The sequence below is a fragment of the Lishizhenia sp. genome (assembly GCF_057456495.1).
Map to the genome: position 1 here is coordinate 1 of NZ_JBVCPV010000009.1, position 21,995 is coordinate 21,995.

Sequence of the window (21,995 nt, forward strand, 5' to 3'; positions counted from 1 at the left end):
CAATCATTGTAATAAAATTGATAGTTTGGCACAGATATATTTAGTCCCTGCCAACATTACAGGTGCTGCGGATACCATTACATGTGATGGAATTCATCAAGTTGCTGGAATTGTAGCCCCTAATGGTGGAACTTGGGCCAACCCCGACCCAAGTAACATCACCATTAATAGTGATACAGACAACAACCCCTTGATTACCCTCAACACGTTTGGTACCTATAACTTTGTCTTTACACAAAACACTTGTGGAAATGTTGTAGATATAGACATTTCTTATTTTGACGCACCCAACATTACAGGTTTAGACACAGTATGCGGATTGAATGAAACATACACCGCAAACAATTCATACCCCTCAGGAGGAACATGGACTACCAACGCACCAGAAATAAGTTTCTCTTCTGCTAATACAGCCACCACTGATATTACAGCGAGTACTTATGGGTCTTACTGGGTGTACTACCAAGAGAATTACTGTGACAAAGAAGATAGTTTATTTATCACCTTCTTAGCTCCCGCTTCAACGAACACTTTACAAGACACGATTCTTTGTGGAGATACGTATCAAGTTTCGGGAGTTACTTCATTAAGTGGAGGAACTTGGACCAATCCATCTCCAACAGATTTAACTTTCTCTGATTTGAATGTTAACAACCCACTTATCACGGTAAATAATTTCGGAACTTACACGCTTACATATACGCAAAACACTTGTGGAAATACAGATAGTTTTGACATCACTTATTTGGACAACCCTGAGATATTGGCCAATGATACTACGTGTAACAACGTAATTAATTTAACCATAGCTTCAAACTTCCCGAGTGGAGGTACTTGGAGTACCAATGCTCCTGAGTTAAGTTTAAACACGCCAACAAGTACAGCAACAAATGCCACGGCAAGTACATCAGGAAGTTACTGGGTTTATTATACAGAAAATAGTTGTGGAACTCAAGATAGCATGTTACTTACTTATGCTTCTGATCCTGTTTTCAATTTAACAGACACTACGCTTTGTGATAATTTATACCCTGTTTCAGGTGTAAGTTCATTTAATGGAGGTACTTGGAGTGCCAGTGATCCCTCTGTTCAGTTCTCTGATGTTACTGTGGACAATCCAAATATTACGGTATTGAACCCAGGAACATATACCATAACATTTACCGATAACCAATGTGGTACAACCAATTCATTTGATGTAACACTTATTGCAGATCCTCAAATTGTTGGTTCTCCTTCTACATGTACAGATGGACTCAATTTATCATTAGCCAATAGTTTTGTACAAGGCGGTAGTTGGTCGAGCAATTCTACAGATTTAAGTTTCGATAATACAACGGCAGATGCCGTTACCATCACCAACACAAACGATGGAAGCTATTGGGTATATTACACCGAAAACCAATGTAACCACGTGGATAGTTTAGAAGTTAATTTTTACGGACCTCCAACATTTACGTTAACAGATTCATTGATTTGTGACACCATTTTTACAGCGAATGGAGTAACGTCTACGAATGGTGGTACATGGTCGGTAATACCAAGTACAGGAGCGACGGTATTAACACCGAATGACGACAATCCAGATTTACAATTCTTCAACACGGGAGTTTATACTTTTGTGTATACAGATAATCAATGTGGATTTACAGATAGTGTGACTTATGAATTTATAGGTTACCCACAAGCCACAATTACTGAAAACATGGTGATTTGTCCCAACCAAGTTCCGGTACCCATCAGCGTTAGCAATTTTTCTAATGTAGATAGTTTAGTATGGTTTGATGGGACAGAAGAAGATACGGCCTTTGTTGTTTCAGAAGGTTATTGGGTAGTACAACTCTTTAATGATTGTCACATCCGAGAGCTTGGAACGCAGGTTCTATTTGAATTTTGTGGTGTAGAGGTACCAAATGTATTCACTCCCAACGAGGATGGAATGAATGATGTTCTCACGCTTAGCATTGGTGAAATAGATGAATTCTATATGCTCATTGTAAACCGATGGGGAAATGTAGTTTACGAATCAAACGATGCTACAGAGGCATGGGATGGAACCAATAAAGAAACTGGTAGAGCTTGTTCAGATGGCACCTACTTTTATAAAGTTACCTATAAACAAACCTCTGCCAATCAGGTAGAAACTGTTGAAGGATTTGTAACGATTATTACTCAATAAAAGATGAAAACAAAAAAGGCGGGTTGAAGATCAACCCGCCTTTTTTTATATCCTTACTTTTCTATGCTAATTCTTCTATGTCTGAAGTAATCGTTTCGTACACTTGATCGGCGGTAATTTTAGTGATACAATTACAGTCCTCACCCTTAGCACACAATTCACACTCCTCATCATGTACTATTACCTTTGTTTGATTACCCAATGGCGTCCATCTTCCGGGGTGTATTGGTCGTCGTGGAGAAAACAAACCAATTGCTTCAACTCCGAGTACTCCCGCCAAATGTAAAGGTCCGGTACTACATGCAACTAAAGTATCTGTCTGCAAGATAAAACTTTGTAACTCTGCTAAAGTTAATTTACCTGTTACGTCAAAAACATTTGGCGCTGTAGGAATACTCCCTCTAATATTTACACCTTCTTCGTTGGTTCCGGTATAAAAGACAGCATGACCATTGTCTGATAACAACTTTGCAAGTCGAGCAAATTTTTCTATTCCCCATTCAACGGCACTACCTTGAGATCTTGCGTGTAAGATTACCTTCTTTTTCCCTGATTCAAGATTCAAGTCTTGGATCATGTGCTGAATTCCCTCAGGCAATATGGAACTGGGTTGAAAAGTTTCCATCAACGTCGTTAACTCTTCTAAACTCGGCAACTCTTTGATCCCATAACTTCTCAACAATTCAAAATTCAATTGAGCTTCATGAAACTCTGATTTTCTTCTTGTGAAATTAGGTTTGATATTACACGTTAAGAAATGGTAACTTCGGTGCGATGTACCGATACGGAAAGGAATCTTCGCTTTCTTCGCTAATTTTGCGATATCCTTATTGGGAAAAACATGAATAAAAACCTGTGCTTCCAATTTCTTTAATTCCTCTACACGAGCTTGAACAGGTAATGCTTCGATTTTATTCCATTCTAGAATTTCATCAATAAAGGGTGCCGACTCTAAAACTGGTCGTGTATAACTTTGCCCTAAGAAAATGATTTTACATTCTGGATACTGTTGTTTCAACCAAGCACACATGGGAAGTGTTAAGACCACATCACCTATGCTATCGGTTCTACTTATTACAACAGTTTTATTATTTAGATTTATTGTTTTGCTCACGATTTAACCTCCTCAATTCTTTGTATTTGTATATGTTCGAGAGCGCAGATATTTGTGCAATCTTAAACCCCATTTTTCCATCGAGGAAACCGAGTTTAATAAAGTACATACCTACAAATCGAACCAACGCGCTAAGATAGGGTTTTAAAATGGATGCTCTTTTACCTTTAACATTCATTTTTTGAGCAGTCAATCGTGAATATTTATCTGCTCTATTTCTATGATCTTCGAAACTGTAGTACGAATAATGATGTAAATCTCCTGAAAGTAAAGTTGGACTGGGATTTCCTTCCACCTCCAATTCTTCATGAACATAAGCCCCTACCCATTTACTGGTAGCTTTTGGAAATATTCTCGTCTTCACATCAGGGTACCATCCCGAATGTTTAATCCAAGTACCCAAATAATTGGTCATGCGATTTACCGCATAAACTCCACTTAATCCTTTTTTCTTCTCGGCTAAAATTGAACTTTTGAGTTCAGCACTCAAAGCTTCATCAGCGTCTATGGAGAAGATATAATCATACGTCGCTAACGTATTCAAATAATTCTTTGATTGACTGTAGCCTTCCCATGCTCTTTTTTCGAAACGCACTCCAAGGCCACGACAAATCTCCTCTGTTTTATCTGTTGAAAAAGAATCCAACACAATAATTTCATCGGCAACATCTTTTAAGGAAAGAATACATCTTTCAATATTTCTCTCCTCATTCAATGTGATTATTGTCGCAGAAATTTTAGTCATCTAAACGCAAAGAATAAAGAATAGCTTGTACTCTACGAATGTAAGGAACAGCTGAAGTTGTTGGAACAACGTCAACAAAACCACTAACGGTTACAATTTTATTTGTCTTAGGATGCAAGAAAGTAAAACTCCAGAACATTCCTCCTGACGGTTCCATCTCACCCGTAAATTTGAACAGCCCTGTTAACTCGTATCCTTCAATTGTATTTAAAGTAAGTCGCTTTCTAATTGGCACTACTGCCGGATGATATTGTGTTCCCATATATACACCTTCGTACTCATGAGGAACATTGTATTTTAAAATCGTATCTCTCGAATTCAACATCGTTTGGTATTCTAATAAGCTAGAATCTGTAAACGAGTATTGCCAAATCATAATTCCGTATTGGTTAAAGTTGGTACGTGTAGTTTGATAAGAACCTCCGGCTAAATCCATGGGTCTACTCTCATCTGGGAAAGAAATACGCACAAAATTCTTACGCTCTCCAGAAACACTTGCATTCTTTGGTAGATCTAAGTGGATATCAAATTTATCGAACACTCTTTTTTCTACCATTTTACCAGGATCTCTCTGGTTACGTATCACCTCTCTTCTCCAAGCCATTTTATCGTAACGTCGGGCTATATCCCAAAGCTGACTCTCACAAGCTTCTTCAATATCTGACACACTGTTGGCACTGATATAAGTTGCCATCTGAGTTGATGCGTAATAACTTTCCTTTAAGTTTACTTCAGCTTTTCCCGGTTTAACTTTATCATCTAAAGAAAGTACCATCAAATTTCTTACGCGCTTATTACGCTTTTCAAATTCTTCTGGCGTTAGATGGTAAGCTTCAAATCTTTTTTGAGGAGGGTAGAAAGGTCTAAAATATTCTCCAAAAACAGAGTCTAATGCTTTTTCTACACGAGGTGTCCAAAGTTCATCCGGACAAACTACGGCCATTAACCCAACTTTACCTACAACAGGAAAAGTAGATTGTGTGTAGCCTTTGTTTTCTGAAATTGTGGTTGTTCCCTTTTCCGAAGAAGTTTCGGACTTCACCACCATTGCTGATGAGCCCTCTTGATTTTCCCCACATGAAAAAAGGAGAAGAGATAAGGTTACTAAGCTAAAAATTGAGTTTCTCATAATTATCTAATTCTGATGCGCTGACCGATTCTCAACCTATCATGGTTAATGCCAGGGTTTAATTTCTTTAACCTTGCAACAGTCGTACCATTATTACGAGCAATGATCCACAAGTTTTCTCCACTTCTCACTTTATGATAATCTTCGGTTGAAGATTTCAATTTTGCCAACTCCTCTTCTATTGGTAAATTATAAATAGCAGAATCTAAAGCATAAATAGAATCTTCCATCGCTATCCATTCATTTACCTTGGTTACCGGAATGTTGATGCATTGTTGAGGTGTCGTTTTCGGAATGTAGCTCGTTTTGTAAATAGGGTTTACAAATTGAATATCTTCCATCGACCAATCCATTAAACTATCTATGATATTCATGTGTACGCCTTGTGATAAACACACGGTGTCCAATTCAAAATCGTAAACTTTCGCTTCTGCTGGAATAATATTGTGTTCTACATGATAGGTCATCATGTAGCTCATAGCAATAAAATTAGGAACATACGCCTGCGTTTCTCTCGGTAAATAAGGTCTGATTTCCCAGTAAGTGGTTTTCCCTCCTGATCTACGAATGGCTTTGTTTACATTTCCTGGTCCTGCATTATATGCCGCCAAGGCCATGTTCCAATCGTCGTAGGCATTATACAACCTTTTCAAGTACAAACACGCCGCTTCCGTAGCTTTTTCCGGATCCATGCGCTCATCGATGAACGAGTTTTGGTCTAATCCGTATTTTTTTCCGGTTCTATACATGAACTGCCACAAACCTGTAGCACCTACTCTAGATTTTACTTGTGGTCGTAAACCACTCTCTATTACAGATAAATACTTTAATTCTATGGGCATGTTGTGTTTATCCAACTTCTCCTCATACATATCAAAGTAAAGTTTTGATCTACCCAAAGTAATACTGGTAAATCTCCTTCTATTTTTTGTGAAGTATTTCAAAGTAGATAAAACAGTTGGGTTACAAGCGTAGTGAAAAGGACTCATCTCATTCATGTCGTCCAAACGCTGACAATATACAGAATCGTCAAACTCCGGAACTTGTCCTTCTACATACCCCAAGGAAGCAACAATGGAATCATAGTTCTCACTGTTGGCCCACTCCTTATAAAACTCTTGCAAGCTTGCATTTACTGTAGCGATGAATTGCTCACCTTCTATAATTTCTTGTTGACGTTGGAGGCTATCTTCTACCTGACCAAAACTAAGGGCAGCAAAAAAAACCGTAGTAAATACAGACCAGCAATATTTTATCATAAAGTTTACTTTTTCATCAAGTGTTCAGCACACGCCAATAATTCTTTCTCTTGGTAATGGTCTGCCATGATTTGAATACCAAATGGCAATCCGTTAGAGTGCGTCCCAGCCGGAACTGAGATTGCAGGGTTACCCGCCAAGTTCGCCTGTACCGTAAAGATATCTTGCAAGTACATTTGAATTTGATCTGTAACACTATTGAGCTTAAATGCTGTAGACGCAGTGGTTGGTAAAATAATGAAGTCGTATGCTGACAAAATCTCATTGGTCTTGTCTTGAATTACTCTTCTTACCTTTTGCGCCTTTGTGTAATATGAATCGTAGTACTCATTCGACAATACGAAAGTACCAGACATAATTCTACGTTTCACCTCTTCACCGAAACCTTCTGTTCTCGATTTTTTATACGTTGCTTCAACCCCAACAGCTTCTTCACTTCTATACCCGAAGTGAACACCGTCAAAACGAGATAAGTTAGAAGATGCCTCAGCGGTTGTAATAACGTAATACGTAGGAACCATCACATCAAGGTAAGGGAAAGAAACTTCTTCCACTACATGACCTTCTGCTTTCAAGGCTTCTACCTGAGCGTTAAACGCTGCTCTAATTTCAGGGTCTAAACCATCCATCTGAATGGCGTCCTTAATTACAGCAAATTTTTTCTTCCCTTCAAAAGAGATGTTTGTATAATCTTCAACAGGTTTTGATGATGACGTTGAATCGTACTCATCTTCTCCTGCAATAATATTGGTTACCAATGCAACATCTTCTACATTATTGGCAAACGGCCCAATTTGATCGAATGAAGAAGCGTAGGCAATTAACCCAAATCGACTTACTCTACCGTAGGTTGGCTTTAAACCAACTGTACCTGTAAATGCCGCGGGCTGACGAATAGAACCTCCCGTATCACTCCCCAAAGAAACTGTACATAAACCAGCAGCTACTGCCGTTGCACTACCTCCTGAAGATCCACCTGGAACGTATTCTTCGTCAATTGCATTTCTTACCGGACCGTAATAAGAAGTCTCATTAGAACTTCCCATTGCGAATTCATCACAATTTAAACGACCAATAATTACTGCGTCTTCATCCAATAATCTTTGTACAACCGTTGCAGAATAAATAGATTCAAATCCTTCTAAAATTCTAGAAGAAGCTGAAACCTTGTGGTTTTTATAACAGATATTGTCTTTTAAACCTACCACCATACCTGCTAATTTACCAGCAGTTCCGGCTTTGATTTTTGCATCCACCTCTTTGGCCTGAGCAAGAACATCCTCTTCGAATACTTCTAAAAAAGCATTCAATGATTTTCTCTTCTCTATCTCCGAAAGGTAATGTTGAACAATAGTTTCTACTGTTGCACCCTCTTTAAGCGCTAACTTAACTTCTGCAAAAGTTTTGTACATGAAAATTGGTTTGACTATTTGTTTTCTTTAGACTCAGTAGACGTAGATTCGTCTTCTGGGGTATTTGTTGCGTCTTTAAATTCTTTGACTCCTTTCCCTAGTCCTTTCATTAATTCTGGAATTTTTCTTCCTCCGAACAGTAATAAAACGATCACTGCGATTAATATAACTTGGGGCCACCCAATCATTCCTAAAATCATCTTGTCTTAATTTATTTGTCGCAAAGTTACGTATTTATATAGAAAATGATAACAAAGTATTGTATCATTCTTGACCTCTCTTTGCAATAAAGGATTTACGGTCTTTAATTTTCATTAAATTGAGGCCTTGTATTTGGCAAACTGTCGGGTCTTCCGCTTAAGTTTACTTGCATAACTAAGTTTTTACAAACTTCTTATTTCAGCTTCTAAAGTCGCTCAAAACAAAGTGTAAAAACACTAGTTTTGCTGCACAAAGCTTCCGCTACACCCCCTGTTTGAAAACCTACTTTATTCACACTGTATCCTAGAATAGTTTATAGTATGTGAAAGCACCAAAAAACCACTAAAAACTCAAGTACTACCTCCTCTAAACACCTCTGTAACCAGAAACATTCTTTATCTATTAAAACATTACTATTTTTACACATTCAAAGAAGTAGAGAATGCAAGCAAAAATAAAGATAGAAAAGAAGTTAAATGAAGCCAATGCGCAAGTTCATGTTTTGAATGAAAAGAGCGTTAAAAAAGCCTCTCATTTAAGCTTGAGTGGAAAGAAGAATTTTGAATACTACAAAACCGAAGAAGGATACCTTTTCTACGTTTTAGAAAAAGATGCAGAAAAGCTACGTAAGGTTGGACATCAAATCAGAACAATCTTAGACAAGGATGTTTTAGAAATTGATCTTCATGGAGAAGAAGGAGCTTACCACCTTGCTGAAGGTTTACTTTTAAGTAACTATCAATTCTTAAAGTACTTCAAAGACGCGAAAGAAAAAGCGTACTTGCTACAAAAAATCAATTGGATTAACGGAGATAAAAAACAAGCAGAATATTTAAACAATACGGTAAAAGCCGTTTACTGGTCGAGAGATTTAGTAAATGAGCCTTTATCTTACCTTACTGCAGAGCAATTGAGTAAAGAAATTGTTGAACGCGGGGAAGAAGCAAATATCTCTGTAAAGATTTTCAATAAATCTAAAATTGAAAGTTTGAAAATGGGAGGATTATTAGCCGTTAACAAAGGTTCGATAGATCCACCAACATTCACAATTTTAGAATACAAACCCAAAAAAGCAAAAAACAAAAAACCTATTGTACTGGTTGGTAAAGGTGTGGTTTATGATACAGGAGGTTTAAGCTTAAAACCAACTGCTCATTCTATGGATATTATGAAAAGTGACATGGGTGGTGCAGCTTGTATCGTGGGTACAATTTACGCCATGGCTTTAAACAAAGCGGAACACCATGTGATTGGTTTAATCCCTGCAACCGATAACAGACCCGGTCAAAATGCTTACGCACCAGGAGATGTTATCACTATGTTCGACGGAACTACAGTTGAAGTATTGAACACAGACGCAGAAGGAAGATTATTATTAGGTGATGCCTTGGCATACGCCAACAAATACGAACCAGAATTGGTGATCGATGCAGCTACTTTAACAGGCGCTGCTGTTAGAGCTATCGGTCAAAAAGCTGCATGCCTTATGGGTAATGCCGATAACGAAACTTTAACCAAATTAGAAAAAGCGGGTTCTGAAGTGCACGAGCGTTTAGTTCGTTTCCCTTTCTGGGATGATTACGCCGAACAACTTAAATCAAACATTGCAGATATGAAAAACTTAGGTGGACCAACTGCAGGTATGATTACTGCCGGTAAATTCTTAGAACACTTTGTAAACTACCCTTATGTCCACTTAGACATTGCTGGTCCAGCTTTCTTAGAAGCAAAAGAAGACTACAAAGGTTTAGGAGGAACTGGTACAGGAGTTCGTTTATTACAGCACTTCTTTAAAAACGAGTATTAAGATGGAGAAACAAGAGAAAGAAAAAATAATATCTACACGCGAACCAATAAGAGTTGGTATTACTTTGGGCGACATTAACGGAATAGGTCCTGAGGTAATTATCAAAGCTTTGGGTGATCCGCGAATTCTTACCGAATGTACTCCTGTTATTTATGGTTCAAGTAAGACCATTTCTTACCACAAGAAAGCCATTAACGATAAGAATTTCAATTTCACACGTATTGCTGACGCCAACGAGATTCAGCACAAGAAAATAAATGTTGTAAGTTGTTGGAGCGAGGTGGTGAATATCACTTTAGGTAAATCCAATGAGGTAGGCGGACAATACGCGTTTAAATCTTTAGAAAGAGCAACAGAAGATTTAGCAGCAGGAAAAGTAGACGTTCTAGTTACAGCTCCTATTTCTAAGGAGGCGATTCAACAAGCAGGTTTTAAATTTCCTGGACATACTGAATATTTAGCAGACATGGCCGGAGAAAAAGAAGCTTTGATGATGATGGTTTCTGATAAATTGCGCGTTGCTTTAGTAACGAGTCATATCGCCTTAAAAGATGTCAGTACAACAATTACAACCGAAGGAATTTTAGCCAAAATCAAAGAATTGAACAGTAGTTTAAAGAAAGATTTTGGAATTGTTCGTCCGAAAATTGCCGTATTGGGCTTAAACCCTCATGCCGGTGAAAAAGGAAAAATGGGTACTGAAGAAAGCGAAATCATTAACCCTGCAATTCAGGCAGCGAACAATGAGAAAATTTTGGCCTTCGGTCCTTTCCCTGCAGACGGTTTCTTTGGTTCAAGCAACTATACACAGTACGATGCAATTTTAGCCATGTACCACGATCAAGGTTTAACGCCATTCAAAGCACTTGCCTTTAACAGTGGTGTAAACTTTACAGCGGGCTTACCTATCGTAAGAACTTCGCCAGATCATGGAACAGCTTTCGACATTGCTGGACAAGGAAAAGCAGATGAAGCATCGTTTAGAGAGGCCATGTACTTGGCAATGGATGTATACAGAACACGCGCATTTATTAAGGAAATAAACAAAGATCCTTTAGCGATTTCAGAGCCTAAACCTTACAAGGGAAAAGGGCGTGATAGAGATTAAGGCATTATAAATTAGAATAATAATCCTAAGTTTTAGAAATGAAGTGTAGATAATCATTTTATTTTTATAACTTTGCAGACCAATTTTTGAACTATGAGAAGTTCGAAGAATAAATTTATTGTTCCTTTTGAAGGATTAAAAGTTGGATTTCACGACTTTGAATTTGACATTACGGATCAGTTCTTTGAAGATTTAGAATACTCTATTATAAAAGCTGGAAAGCTTACAGTAGAGATGGAGCTAGAGAAAAAGGAAACCATGCTGATTGCAAATTTTGTGGTTGACGGTAACGTTGACGTAGAATGTGCAAGATGTACCGATCCTTTAGAAGAGTATATTTATGGTGAATACAGAATTGTTTTCAAATTCGGAACTGAGATTAGTGACGATGAAAATTTAATTGTATTGGAACCACAAGAATATGAATTGCACTTGGCTCCTATTATTTATGAATTAATGACAATTTCATTACCTACAAGATCCGTTCACGACGAAGGTGATTGTAATGAAGAAATGATAGCATTGATTGATGAATATTCTATAGTCGAAGAAGAAGATTTGAAAGAAGACGACATTGAAGACGGTAACGACGACGATGACGATGATGATATTGATCCAAGGTGGTCAGCATTGAAGAATTTGAATTAAACGTTTTAAATAAATAAAGTAAAATGGCACATCCAAAAAGAAGAACGTCAACAACAAGACGTGACAAGAGAAGAACGCACGTAAAAGCAGTTGCTAACAACATCGCTACTTGTCCAACTACTGGTCAGCCGCATTTGTTCCACCGTGCTTTTTGGCATGAAGGGAAACTTTACTACAAGGGTAGAGTAATCGCTGAAAAAGAAGTTGCGGTATAATTACCGTTGAAGTGAATTAAATCATTTCATTTCCTGATGAAGATAGGATTAGATATTATGGGAGGAGATTTTGCTCCAGAAGCGAACGTTTCTGGAGCGATCCTCGCCAATAAAGAACTTCCTCAGGACACACGCATCGTTTTATTCGGCGACCAAGATGTGGTACGCGAAAAGTTAGTTGAATTAGGAGGTAATCCGGATGACTTCGAGATTGTCCATGCCCCTGATGTTATTACTATGCACGATCATCCGACTCGTGCAATTCCTCAAAAACCAAACAGTACAATTTCTAAAGGTTTCGACCTCTTAGCTTCTGGAGAAATCCAAGCTTTTGCTAGCACCGGTAATACTGGGGCTATGCTCGTTGGTGCTATTTATAAAGTGAACGCTGTTCCGGGAATTATCAGACCGTGTATTACATCTACCATTCCTAATATCAGAGGTGGAAACTCTTTGATTCTAGACGTGGGTGCAAATGCCGATTGTAAACCGGATGTATTGTATCAATTTGCAATTTTAGGATCTCTATATGCCAGAGAAGTTTATGGTATTGAGAATCCAAAAGTTGGTTTATTGAACATTGGTGAGGAAGAAACTAAAGGTAACTTGCTAACGCAGTCTGCCTACAAACTTATGCAAGGAAGTACAGACTTCAATTTTGCGGGCAACATAGAAGGTAGAGATATTTTTACTGGAAAAGTTGACGTAATTGTTTGTGATGGATTTACAGGTAATGTAGTTCTTAAGCAAGCAGAAGGATTGTTCGGACTTATGCAAAAGCGTGGTATGCGCGATGAGTATTTTGACCGTTTCAATTATGAAAACTATGGAGGAACACCAATTTTAGGTGTAAATTCTAACGTTATCATTGGACATGGAATATCAAATGATATTGCGGTTAAAAATATGTTGTTACATTCGTATGATGTAACAAAGTCGAAGCTTACTGATAAAATTAAAGAAGCAATTAACTAGTATGGGTAAAATTACTGCAGCTATATCAGGTGTTCAAGGGTACTTACCAGAGCACGTGATGACGAACAAGGATTTAGAAAAACTCGTTGATACCAACGATGAGTGGATAACTACTAGAACTGGAATTAAAGAGAGGCGCATCGCGAAAGATCAGTCTACATCAGACATGGCTGCAGAAGCAGTTAAAGGATTATTAGCGAAAACCAACAATACTCCAGAAGATATCGATCTTGTAATCGTTGCTACAGTAACACCAGACTACCCTTTCCCGTCAACAGCTAATGTTGTTTGTGACAAAGTTGGTATGAGTAATGCTTGGGGATATGACCTTAAAGCAGCTTGTTCTGGATTTTTGTATGCGATCACAACGGGAGCTAAGTTTATAGAATCTGGACATCACAAAAAAGTTATCGTTATAGGAGTAGATAAAATGTCGTCTATCATTGATTATGAAGACAGAGCTACTTGTGTAATTTTCGGAGACGGAGCTGGTGCAATTTTACTAGAGCCAAACGAAGAAGGTAACGGTGTTGTTGATTCTATACTAAGAAGTGACGGATCGGGAAGAAAATATTTAATACAACCGGCAGGTGGTTCAGTGAACCCACCATCGCATGAAACGGTAGACAAACGTATGCACTATGTACACCAAGAAGGTAAGCAAGTGTTTAAGTTTGCGGTTACCAACATGGCGGAGGTTTCTGCAGAAATCATGGAGAAAAATAATCTTTCAAGTGATGATGTAGATTGGTTAGTACCACACCAAGCCAACTTGCGTATTATTGATGCCACAGCAAATAGAATGGGCTTACCGAAAGAGAAAGTAATGATTAACATACAGAAGTATGGTAACACTACAGCAGGTACATTACCATTATGTTTGTGGGATTGGGAACCACAGCTTAAAAAGGGAGATAATATTATCTTATCAGCCTTTGGAGGTGGATTCACATGGGGTGCCGTTTACTTGAAATGGGCCTACAATTCATAAAATTCATTAAATTTATTCTAAAATAAATTCATAAACCCATGAATCTTACAGAAGTACAAGATCTTATTAAGTTCGTTTCTAAATCAGGTGTAACCGAGGTAGAAATCGAAAAAAAAGACTTCAAAATTACCATCAAATCTGAAGGTAAGAAATCGAAAAGACTAGAAGAACAACAAATAATAGTACAAGCAGCTCCAGCTCCAGTAGCGGCAGCTCCAGCACCTGTAGCAGCACCAGCTCCGGCTCCAGCGCCTGCAGCAGCTCCTGCAGCACCGGCTCCAGCTCCAGCAGCAGAAGATAACTTTATCACAGTGAAGTCTCCAATGATTGGTACTTTCTACCGTGCATCTTCTCCTGATAAGCCACCTTTCGTAGAGGTTGGTCAGAGCATTAAGCCTGGAGATAACATCTGTATTATCGAAGCGATGAAATTATTCAACGAAATCGAAGCAGAAGTTTCTGGTAAAATTGTTAAGGTATTGGTAGACGACGCTACTCCAGTAGAGTACGATCAGCCATTATTCTTGGTAGAGCCAGCTTAGTACATTATTAATCCCTTTTAAACCCAAAAGGCATGTTTAAGAAAATTCTTATAGCCAATAGGGGCGAGATTGCTTTGCGTGTAATTCGTACATGTAAAGAAATGGGTATTAAAACTGTTGTAGTTTATTCAACTGCAGATAAAGACAGTTTGCCTGTTCGTTTCGCCGATGAGGCAGTTTGTATTGGTCCAGCACCATCTACAGACTCTTATTTACAGATACCAAACATTATTGCCGCTGCAGAAATTACAAATGCAGACGCAATTCACCCAGGGTACGGATTCTTATCTGAAAACTCTAAGTTCTCTAAAGTTTGTGAGGAACACGATATTAAATTTATCGGTGCAACTCCTGAACAAATTGATGGAATGGGTGATAAAGCTTCAGCAAAAGCTACAATGCAAAAAGCTGGAGTACCTGTTATCCCAGGATCTGACGGATTGTTAAAAGACGTTGAAGATGCGAAGAAAACAGCGAAAAAAATCAAATACCCAGTTATCTTGAAAGCTACTGCCGGTGGTGGTGGTAGAGGTATGCGTATTGTTTGGAAAGAAGAAGATATCGAAGAAAACTGGGATTCAGCTCGTAAAGAGTCTGCCGCAGCTTTCGGAAACGACGGAATCTACATGGAGAAATTCATCGAAGAGCCTCGTCATATCGAGATCCAAATTGCTGGAGACCAAACAGGAAATGCATGTCACCTTTCTGAAAGAGACTGTTCTATTCAACGTCGTCACCAGAAATTGGTGGAGGAAACTCCTTCTCCATTCATGACAGACGAGTTGAGAGAACGTATGGGTGAGGCTGCTATTAAGGCCGCTAAAGCTGTAAAGTACGAAGGTGTTGGTACAGTTGAATTCTTGGTTGACAAGAACAGAGACTTCTACTTCATGGAAATGAATACACGTATCCAGGTAGAACACACAATTACTGAAGAGGTAATTAACTTCGACTTAATTAAAGAACAAATTAAATTAGCTGCAGGAGAGAAGATTTCTGGAAAGAACTACTACCCTCAATTGCACGCTATCCAATGTAGAATCAATGCTGAAGATCCTGCTAACGACTTCAGACCATCTCCAGGTAAAATTACAGATTACCATTCACCAGGTGGACACGGAGTGAGAATTGATACCCACGTTTATGCAGGGTACCAAATTCCACCTCACTACGATTCTATGATCTCTAAATTAATCACTGTAGCTCAGACAAGAGAAGAGGCTATTTTGAAAATGAAAAGAGCATTGGAAGAATACGTTATTGACGGAGTAAAAACTACTATTCCTTTCCATTTAAAGCTAATGGATAACGAAGATTTCAAAGCAGGTAATTTTACTACCAAGTTCATGGAAACTTTCGAATACTAGAAATATTCTGAATACAATACTAAACTCTCGTTCTTAGAACGGGAGTTTTTTTTTGCCCACCCAGCTCTTACCCTAGTTGAAATTATTAACTTCAAGGCATAATTTCGCTTATGAACCAGGTCAATAAATACTTTAAATTTGACGGATACATTTTACTGTATGCTCTCTTCATAAGCTTATATGTAGTTTACCAAAACTTTTCAGGACTAGATTTTTCACTTTTTGAATTAAAGAATTTATACATCGGTGAAGCCACCAAACATGCCGTAAATATCGGAGCAAGATCTTCTATAATTTACAAGGGAATTGCTGTCTTCACTCCTTCTTTTCTAATTGCATATTATCTCTTCAGCAGATTCCTTAAGCAATCCGTCAATAGAAATCTTATATTTCTAAGTGCCGTAGGAATACTCCAATTACTTGTTACAGCGTTAGATATAGATAACTTCAAAACGATTCATCTTTTCTTTTACGTTTTCATTTTTATCGCAACATTACTTTCTCTTCCACTACCTCAAACCATTAGAGAAAAAATAGCAGGTAAAAAACTCGCAGCTTACAATGTTGTTCTGTGTTATTTAATCGTTTATAATTTTCAAGTATTATTTCCAGAGCATACCTGGATCAATCAAAACTCATCTATCGTTTTTATTTTACTTTTTATACTCTTTTGTTCTTTTCCTCTCATTTTCGGACAAAAATATTACCCGAAAATTCAACCCTATTTTATTACCATATCCATTACCCCACTTCTCGTCTTTTTAGCCATAGAATTTGACGTAAATAATCTTTTTGGGTTTGGATATAAAAAGATTTTCGTTCTTCTATTCAGTGGAGTTCTCCTCTTAACTATCCTTCTCAAACTAACAACGCCGATGCGTTTTCCAAAACCAGAAAATGCCCTCAAATACTGCCTTATACCTGCACTTCTTGTCTACTATATTCTAAGTATACGTTACACACCCTTTATTGAGACTATCCCTGAATTTTTTGAATTGGCAAATCCTGCAAATTCCTTAATGAATATTTTTCAATACCATGAAATCCCCTTTGTAGACTTCATGAGTTCACACATGTTTTCTGAACAGGGTTATGGTATTGTTTACACCTTTTTTAATGGCTATACAGCAGATGTTTCCTTCTATTCTTATGTGTTCATCAATGATATAATAGGCATCTTGGTTTTGTACTATTTCCTGAACAAAGCATTTAACAAACCGATTTATAGTGTTGCCTTTATACTAACCTTTCCCTTTCTTTATTACTTTATATACCCACCCATTTTCCTAGGAATTCTGGCACTTTTTCAAAGCATTAAAGTGATCGATAACCAAAGTGTAAAGAATTACTTTTTTCTCTTTTTACTTTTAATAGGACTCATCATTTGGCGTCTTGATACCGGCGTGGCTGCCTTGTTTACCACCCTTGTCTTTTTTCCGCTTTTTCTATTCATCAAACGGGCAAAGATTTTCCTTCCCAATTTCATAAAAGCTTTACTCCTCTTTTTAGGAGTAATTGGAACTTTACTGATAGGCGCTATTTTGATGCGTTCTACAGATTATGTGTTGAATAACTTTATCAGTGCACTACATTATGTAAAAGGGAGTCAAGCGCATGGTTATGCCCAAATAAAAAACATTGCCCAGCACCAATACTTTATCTATCATATAATCTTTCCTATCATCGCTATTACAGCCATCATCATTGCTGTTTTTAAATTGAGAATGGAAAAGAATAGATATCTCCTATTTTCACTTTTTTGTTTTCTACTCTATTTCGCCAATGTCCAACGAGGATTGGTTCGTCACGGCTTTGCTGAGCAAAAGGAATTTTATTTAATCAGTGTTTTTTATTTAGCACTTACCTTGTTTCTCGTCGGGATCATCAACAAGAAAAACATCAAAGAACTTCTCTTTTACGGGCTTGGTTTTTTCATTGTACTCTTTACTAAATTCTTCAATTTTCATCCTCATAAAACAGATTTAGAAAAGAGTTTAAGTGAGAGCACTTTTTATAATTTGCCTTCTTACTTTGAACAGACGCCTAGAACACGTGTAATTGGTCAGGACGCTTTTGCTACTGCGCACTACGAAGAATTAAAAGCTTACCTAGACCGCAATCTAACACCCGAGCAAAGTTTTGTTGACTTTTCCAATACACCTATGCTGTATTTTTATACCGAAAGAAAATCACCGGGTTATTTCAATCAAAATTTACAAAACACTATAGACGATAAAACGCAACTTCATTTACTGAAACAAATCAGCACAACAGAGCATCCTATAGTGATATACGCACATAGTCCGAGAAACTGGTTTGACAGAACAGACGGTATAGCAAACACCATACGTTATTACCTCCTTTCAGAATTTATCCATCAAAACTACGAGCCAGCGGGCATTGTTCAAGGCTATTCTATTTGGAAAGCTAAAAGCTCCAACATAGCCACAGCTAATTTACCCGCCGATACTTTGCTCCATCAAGCACAAGATTATGACTATGGTTTTATGGCTGGTTTAATGGCTAGTTATTACGAAAACAATCATGTTGATTACCTCCAAAATGTAGCTTTGAATTCTAAGTATGCTTCTAGCAAAGAAGTTAATGTTTCGATTGGAGCTAATGCCGCTGAATTTGGAAGTATTTACTTGGATATGAACTTAGAAAATGTCAACTCTTCTCAAAGGTTAACCGTTGATTTATATGATGATAAAGAACAACGCATAGGAGGCTTCACTTTTCAAACACATCCAGATATTGGCAAGCGATACATGCTAAGACTCTCGAATCATTATCTTTGGCATACATCAAAAGTGAAGAAGCTTATCATTCATGCTGAACAAGCTTTCAACCTAGAAGAAATAAGACTTTTAAAGGATACAAGACTTGAAAACAAAACAACAACTGCTCATAGATAACTTGATTGCCAAACCCATGGCTTTCTTGTTAAACTTTCTCGTTCGGTTGTTAGGACAAATCCTTAACATCGATCACAACCTACACAAAGATTTAGATTGTATTGTGGTTTGCAAATTCAAGGGAATGGGTAGTATCATTCAAGCTACTCCTTTGCTAGATGCTCTTCGCCAGCAACACCCGAATGCTGAGATTATTTTTGTTTCAACCAATGCAAACACGGCTATCTTAAAACGCATAGATACCATTGATACCATCTACACCATTAATGATAAAGGAATTTTTTCTCTACTGAAAAGCTTGAGCATTACTTTGCTGCGACTGATGAAGAAAAGACCTGATGTTTATATAGATCTAGAAATCTATTCTAATTTTTCCACTTTGGTTACGTTGTTTTCTTTGGCTAAAAATCGAGTAGGCTATTACCTTAGATCAAGCTCTTTTAAAATGGGTATCTACACCCATATGATGTACTTCAATACGAAGATTCCAGTATCTGAAAGTTATTTGCAAATAGCAAGACTCTTTGGTAAAGACTTTAAGCCTACCTCACTATACCCCCTTGCCAAGGGCATAGAAAATTCCTACATTCCTCCAAAATCAGGAAAATATATTGTTATTAATCCGAACGCTTCTGATTTAAGATTAGAAAGAAGGTGGGGTAGGAAAAATTATAAGTTCCTGATTGAACAAATTCTCCTACAATACCCAGATTACACGATTTATTTGGTAGGGAGTCCGAACGAAAGACCCTACACTGAAAAAGTAATAGCGGGAATTATCAATGATAAATTGATCAATCTCGCCGGGAAAACATCCATCAATGAATTAATCTCCTTGGTTAAAGGTGCTGCTTTTATGGTTACCAATGACACGGGCCCTATGCACATCTCTTTTGCAGTGAATACAGCGACTATAGCTTTATTCGGACCATGTTCGCCCGATCAATATGGTCACTTTTCCAATGCAAAAATCATTTTTAAAGATGTATTCTGTAGTCCATGCGTACATGAATTCAGTATTTCTCCTTGCAAAGGCAACAACACATGTATGCAGTTGATAGAGGTTTCTGAAGTTCTCAAGGCCGTTCAGGAAGTTCATGAAAATGGACAATTTCCATTGCGTAAAAATGAAGTCTTAGAAGGAATGAAATACGAACACGGCGATGCAATTTTAGGTTTGGTGCGACGTTAATTCGTCCAATTGTATTGTCATATTCCCGCGCAGTAAAGAATCTTAACTTTCGTCTAGCAAACAACCCTGCTACAATCTCTTTTTCTCGTTTATAATTCGGCCATTATCATTACTTTTACACAAAATTTTTGTTATGGATATTTTAGTAAGTGCACACAGTGGATTAAGGTACATCGCTTTACTTCTTTTGGTAATTGCAGTTGTTAACGCAATTGGAAACAAAACCAAAGGAGAGTATTTGAAAAAAGATAAAATGATTAACCTTTTCACTATGATCATTATGCACATTCAACTTTTAATGGGCTTGGTATTGTATGTTAACTTTTGGATTTCAAAAGTTCCTGCAGGTGCTGCAATGAAAATGCCTTTCCGTTTTTACACGGTTGAACACATATTCATGATGATTATTGCGATTGTATTAATTACTGTCGGTAGAAAGAAAGCCGAAAAAGAAGGATTGGCTGGATTTAACAAGCACAGACTAATTCGTAACTTTTACGGAATTGCATTGCTCTTAATTTTCTTTGCTATTCCATGGCCATTTTTAAGAGAAGGAATTGGAGCAGGATGGTTTTAAGAACATTGCTTTTTAGTGCTTTTTTAGGGTTAGCAGCCTGTAGCTCTTCAGAAACTGTAGAGTTGAATGCTGCGAGCAAACCTGCTGAAAGCGGACAAAAATTATATAAAAAATACTGTCAAAGTTGTCACGGTAAAAACGGAGATGCCCAAAGAGGGAATGCTGCGGATTTAACGCAAAGTACATTTACAGAAGCACAAGTTAGAGATGTGATCTTGAATGGAAATGACAAAGGAATGATGGGGTACAAAAACCTGTTTGAAACAGAGGCCGAATTAGACTCTTTAGTACAACATGTTTTTACATTAAGAACAAAATAAGCGCGAATATTTTACATGGAGATTGGTTTAATAAATAAAGAGGTTGAAGGTGAAAAAGCCGTTTTGGTGGGAGTTATTTCTCAAGACCAAACGGAGCAAGAAGCCAATGAATATTTGGATGAATTAGAGTTTTTAGCTGAAACTGCTGGAGCTGTAACGCACCAAAAATTCTTACAGAAGTTAACTGTTCCCAACCCGAAAACCTTTCTAGGATCTGGTAAAATAGAAGAAGTAAAGGAATACGTGAATGCCCATGATATAGACATGGTAATTTTTGACGATGACCTTTCTCCTTCGCAACTACGTAACGTTGAGCGTATTCTAGAAGTTAAAATCTTGGATAGGTCCAACCTAATCCTCGATATTTTTGCCAGCAGAGCAAGAACTTCGCACGCAAAAACGCAAGTGGAGCTAGCACAGTATCAATACTTATTACCACGATTAACCCGAATGTGGACTCACCTTGAGCGACAAAAAGGGGGTATCGGTATGCGTGGACCTGGGGAAACGCAGATTGAGACAGATAGACGTATCATTAATACGAAAATCGCTTTACTCAAAAAGAAACTCGAGGCCATAGATAAGCAAAAAGCCGTACAGCGCGGTAACCGCGGTCAGCTCGTGAGAGTTGCCCTAGTAGGATACACCAACGTAGGTAAAAGTACCATCATGAATATGTTGAGTAAATCTGATGTGTTTGCCGAGAACAAACTCTTTGCAACCTTAGATACAACCGTTCGAAAAGTGGTAATTGAAAACCTTCCTTTCTTGATGTCTGACACCGTAGGATTTATTCGTAAACTACCTCACCAATTGGTAGAGTCGTTTAAATCTACCCTAGACGAGGTAAGGGAATCTGATGTTTTGGTACACGTTTTAGACATTTCTCACCCCAACTTTGAAGATCACTTTAGAGTGGTAAATGAAACTTTGGCGGAAATAGATAAAGAAGACAAGCCAGTGATCTTGGTTTTCAATAAAATTGATGCCTATACTTACACGCCACAAGACGAAGATGATTTGTCTGAAAAGACAAGAGAAAACTACAGTCTTGAAGAATTGAAAAAACAATGGATGGCCAAAATGAACGATACTAAATGTGTCTTTATTTCGGCGCAAGACAAGGAAAACGTTCAAGAATTAAAAGATGTACTTTACGAAGAAGTTCGTTCAATATTTGAAAAACGTTACCCCTACCATAACTTCTTGTACTAAGGCAATTCTAGGCACGCTTAAAATAAGCTTCTGCTATCAACGTTAAAATGTAAACAACTTTTGTTGAATCTTACTTTCCGC

Annotated in this window: 20 protein-coding genes; 14 read left to right on the forward strand and 6 right to left on the reverse strand. The window is 37.7% G+C overall.

Features of this window, described 5'->3' with window-relative positions; translation table 11 throughout:
• On the forward strand, window positions 1-2,179 hold a 2,179-nt coding region (locus tag AC22ZQ_RS01415), incomplete at its 5' end, for a gliding motility-associated C-terminal domain-containing protein (RefSeq protein WP_318956789.1).
• 61 nt (window positions 2,180-2,240) lie between these two features.
• On the opposite strand, the gene AC22ZQ_RS01420 is transcribed toward AC22ZQ_RS01415, so the two are convergent.
• From AC22ZQ_RS01420 to AC22ZQ_RS01445, 6 genes are read right to left on the reverse strand one after another with little or no spacing between them, the layout of a single operon-like run.
• Window positions 2,241-3,293 (reverse strand): glycosyltransferase family 9 protein, encoded by a 1,053-nt coding sequence (locus AC22ZQ_RS01420; RefSeq protein ID WP_318956790.1) that lies wholly within the window; start codon window positions 3,291-3,293, stop codon window positions 2,241-2,243.
• A complete protein-coding gene (locus tag AC22ZQ_RS01425; protein WP_318956791.1) occupies window positions 3,268-4,038 on the reverse strand; it encodes a glycosyltransferase family 2 protein in 771 nt (256 codons plus the stop codon). The genes AC22ZQ_RS01420 and AC22ZQ_RS01425 overlap by 26 nt, the downstream gene beginning before the upstream one ends.
• On the reverse strand, window positions 4,031-5,167 hold the full coding sequence (locus tag AC22ZQ_RS01430; RefSeq protein ID WP_318956792.1) for a DUF4837 family protein: 1,137 nt from the start codon (window positions 5,165-5,167) through the stop codon (window positions 4,031-4,033). The genes AC22ZQ_RS01425 and AC22ZQ_RS01430 overlap by 8 nt, the downstream gene beginning before the upstream one ends.
• Window positions 5,168-5,169: 2 nt before the next feature.
• The gene (locus AC22ZQ_RS01435) at window positions 5,170-6,426 is read right to left on the reverse strand and encodes a lytic transglycosylase domain-containing protein (protein ID WP_318956793.1); all 1,257 of its coding nucleotides are present in this window, start codon (window positions 6,424-6,426) and stop codon (window positions 5,170-5,172) included.
• 5 nt (window positions 6,427-6,431) lie between these two features.
• Window positions 6,432-7,838, reverse strand: coding sequence for an Asp-tRNA(Asn)/Glu-tRNA(Gln) amidotransferase subunit GatA (gene gatA, locus AC22ZQ_RS01440; protein WP_318956794.1), 1,407 nt, complete (start codon window positions 7,836-7,838; stop codon window positions 6,432-6,434).
• Between the two features lie 14 nt (window positions 7,839-7,852).
• On the reverse strand, window positions 7,853-8,038 hold the full coding sequence (locus tag AC22ZQ_RS01445) for a Sec-independent protein translocase subunit TatA/TatB (RefSeq protein ID WP_318956795.1): 186 nt from the start codon (window positions 8,036-8,038) through the stop codon (window positions 7,853-7,855).
• A gap of 443 nt (window positions 8,039-8,481) precedes the next feature.
• Here AC22ZQ_RS01445 and AC22ZQ_RS01450 point away from each other — a divergent pair, with 443 nt between their 5' ends.
• The 13 genes from AC22ZQ_RS01450 to hflX all read left to right on the forward strand — a co-directional run bounded on the left by AC22ZQ_RS01450 (window position 8,482) and on the right by hflX (window position 21,914).
• Entirely contained in the window at window positions 8,482-9,846 is a 1,365-nt protein-coding gene (locus AC22ZQ_RS01450) for a leucyl aminopeptidase family protein (RefSeq protein ID WP_318956796.1), read from the forward strand.
• Between the two features lies 1 nt (window position 9,847).
• Window positions 9,848-10,954, forward strand: a complete 1,107-nt coding sequence (pdxA, locus tag AC22ZQ_RS01455) for a 4-hydroxythreonine-4-phosphate dehydrogenase PdxA (protein WP_318956797.1) — start codon at window positions 9,848-9,850, stop codon at window positions 10,952-10,954.
• Between the two features lie 93 nt (window positions 10,955-11,047).
• Entirely contained in the window at window positions 11,048-11,602 is a 555-nt protein-coding gene (locus AC22ZQ_RS01460) for a YceD family protein (protein ID WP_318956798.1), read from the forward strand.
• Window positions 11,603-11,625: 23 nt separating this feature from the next.
• A complete protein-coding gene (gene rpmF, locus AC22ZQ_RS01465) occupies window positions 11,626-11,817 on the forward strand; it encodes a 50S ribosomal protein L32 (RefSeq protein ID WP_090251990.1) in 192 nt (63 codons plus the stop codon).
• 36 nt (window positions 11,818-11,853) lie between these two features.
• Window positions 11,854-12,792, forward strand: coding sequence for a phosphate acyltransferase PlsX (gene plsX, locus AC22ZQ_RS01470; RefSeq protein WP_318956799.1), 939 nt, complete (start codon window positions 11,854-11,856; stop codon window positions 12,790-12,792).
• Window position 12,793: 1 nt separating this feature from the next.
• Window positions 12,794-13,783, forward strand: a complete 990-nt coding sequence (locus AC22ZQ_RS01475) for a beta-ketoacyl-ACP synthase III (RefSeq protein ID WP_318956800.1) — start codon at window positions 12,794-12,796, stop codon at window positions 13,781-13,783.
• Between the two features lie 38 nt (window positions 13,784-13,821).
• A complete protein-coding gene (gene accB, locus AC22ZQ_RS01480; protein WP_318956801.1) occupies window positions 13,822-14,325 on the forward strand; it encodes an acetyl-CoA carboxylase biotin carboxyl carrier protein in 504 nt (167 codons plus the stop codon).
• Window positions 14,326-14,357: 32 nt separating this feature from the next.
• Window positions 14,358-15,692, forward strand: coding sequence for an acetyl-CoA carboxylase biotin carboxylase subunit (accC, locus tag AC22ZQ_RS01485; RefSeq protein ID WP_318956802.1), 1,335 nt, complete (start codon window positions 14,358-14,360; stop codon window positions 15,690-15,692).
• 110 nt (window positions 15,693-15,802) lie between these two features.
• On the forward strand, window positions 15,803-18,610 hold the full coding sequence (locus AC22ZQ_RS01490) for a hypothetical protein (protein WP_318956803.1): 2,808 nt from the start codon (window positions 15,803-15,805) through the stop codon (window positions 18,608-18,610).
• Window positions 18,579-19,802 (forward strand): glycosyltransferase family 9 protein, encoded by a 1,224-nt coding sequence (locus AC22ZQ_RS01495; protein ID WP_318956804.1) that lies wholly within the window; start codon window positions 18,579-18,581, stop codon window positions 19,800-19,802. Before AC22ZQ_RS01490 ends, AC22ZQ_RS01495 begins: the two co-directional genes overlap by 32 nt.
• Window positions 19,803-19,935: 133 nt before the next feature.
• Complete coding sequence (locus AC22ZQ_RS01500) at window positions 19,936-20,379, forward strand: hypothetical protein (RefSeq protein ID WP_318956805.1); 444 nt, start codon at window positions 19,936-19,938, stop codon at window positions 20,377-20,379.
• Window positions 20,370-20,699 (forward strand): c-type cytochrome, encoded by a 330-nt coding sequence (locus tag AC22ZQ_RS01505; protein ID WP_318956806.1) that lies wholly within the window; start codon window positions 20,370-20,372, stop codon window positions 20,697-20,699. Before AC22ZQ_RS01500 ends, AC22ZQ_RS01505 begins: the two co-directional genes overlap by 10 nt.
• 15 nt (window positions 20,700-20,714) lie before the next feature.
• Window positions 20,715-21,914 (forward strand): GTPase HflX, encoded by a 1,200-nt coding sequence (gene hflX / locus AC22ZQ_RS01510; protein ID WP_318956807.1) that lies wholly within the window; start codon window positions 20,715-20,717, stop codon window positions 21,912-21,914.
• The last annotated feature ends 81 nt before the right edge of the window (window positions 21,915-21,995 follow it).

Coding starts and splice junctions, on each gene's coding strand:
- gatA (WP_318956794.1), bottom strand. CDS start 7,838: ATGTACAAAACTTTTGCAGAAGTTAAGTTAGCGCTTAAAGAGGGTGCA.
- AC22ZQ_RS01425 (WP_318956791.1), bottom strand. CDS start 4,038: ATGACTAAAATTTCTGCGACAATAATCACATTGAATGAGGAGAGAAAT.
- accB (WP_318956801.1), top strand. CDS start 13,822: ATGAATCTTACAGAAGTACAAGATCTTATTAAGTTCGTTTCTAAATCA.
- AC22ZQ_RS01500 (WP_318956805.1), top strand. CDS start 19,936: ATGGATATTTTAGTAAGTGCACACAGTGGATTAAGGTACATCGCTTTA.
- rpmF (WP_090251990.1), top strand. CDS start 11,626: ATGGCACATCCAAAAAGAAGAACGTCAACAACAAGACGTGACAAGAGA.
- pdxA (WP_318956797.1), top strand. CDS start 9,848: ATGGAGAAACAAGAGAAAGAAAAAATAATATCTACACGCGAACCAATA.
- AC22ZQ_RS01445 (WP_318956795.1), bottom strand. CDS start 8,038: ATGATTTTAGGAATGATTGGGTGGCCCCAAGTTATATTAATCGCAGTG.
- AC22ZQ_RS01475 (WP_318956800.1), top strand. CDS start 12,794: ATGGGTAAAATTACTGCAGCTATATCAGGTGTTCAAGGGTACTTACCA.
- AC22ZQ_RS01505 (WP_318956806.1), top strand. CDS start 20,370: ATGGTTTTAAGAACATTGCTTTTTAGTGCTTTTTTAGGGTTAGCAGCC.
- hflX (WP_318956807.1), top strand. CDS start 20,715: ATGGAGATTGGTTTAATAAATAAAGAGGTTGAAGGTGAAAAAGCCGTT.
- AC22ZQ_RS01460 (WP_318956798.1), top strand. CDS start 11,048: ATGAGAAGTTCGAAGAATAAATTTATTGTTCCTTTTGAAGGATTAAAA.
- AC22ZQ_RS01490 (WP_318956803.1), top strand. CDS start 15,803: ATGAACCAGGTCAATAAATACTTTAAATTTGACGGATACATTTTACTG.
- AC22ZQ_RS01435 (WP_318956793.1), bottom strand. CDS start 6,426: ATGATAAAATATTGCTGGTCTGTATTTACTACGGTTTTTTTTGCTGCC.
- AC22ZQ_RS01450 (WP_318956796.1), top strand. CDS start 8,482: ATGCAAGCAAAAATAAAGATAGAAAAGAAGTTAAATGAAGCCAATGCG.
- plsX (WP_318956799.1), top strand. CDS start 11,854: ATGAAGATAGGATTAGATATTATGGGAGGAGATTTTGCTCCAGAAGCG.
- AC22ZQ_RS01430 (WP_318956792.1), bottom strand. CDS start 5,167: ATGAGAAACTCAATTTTTAGCTTAGTAACCTTATCTCTTCTCCTTTTT.
- accC (WP_318956802.1), top strand. CDS start 14,358: ATGTTTAAGAAAATTCTTATAGCCAATAGGGGCGAGATTGCTTTGCGT.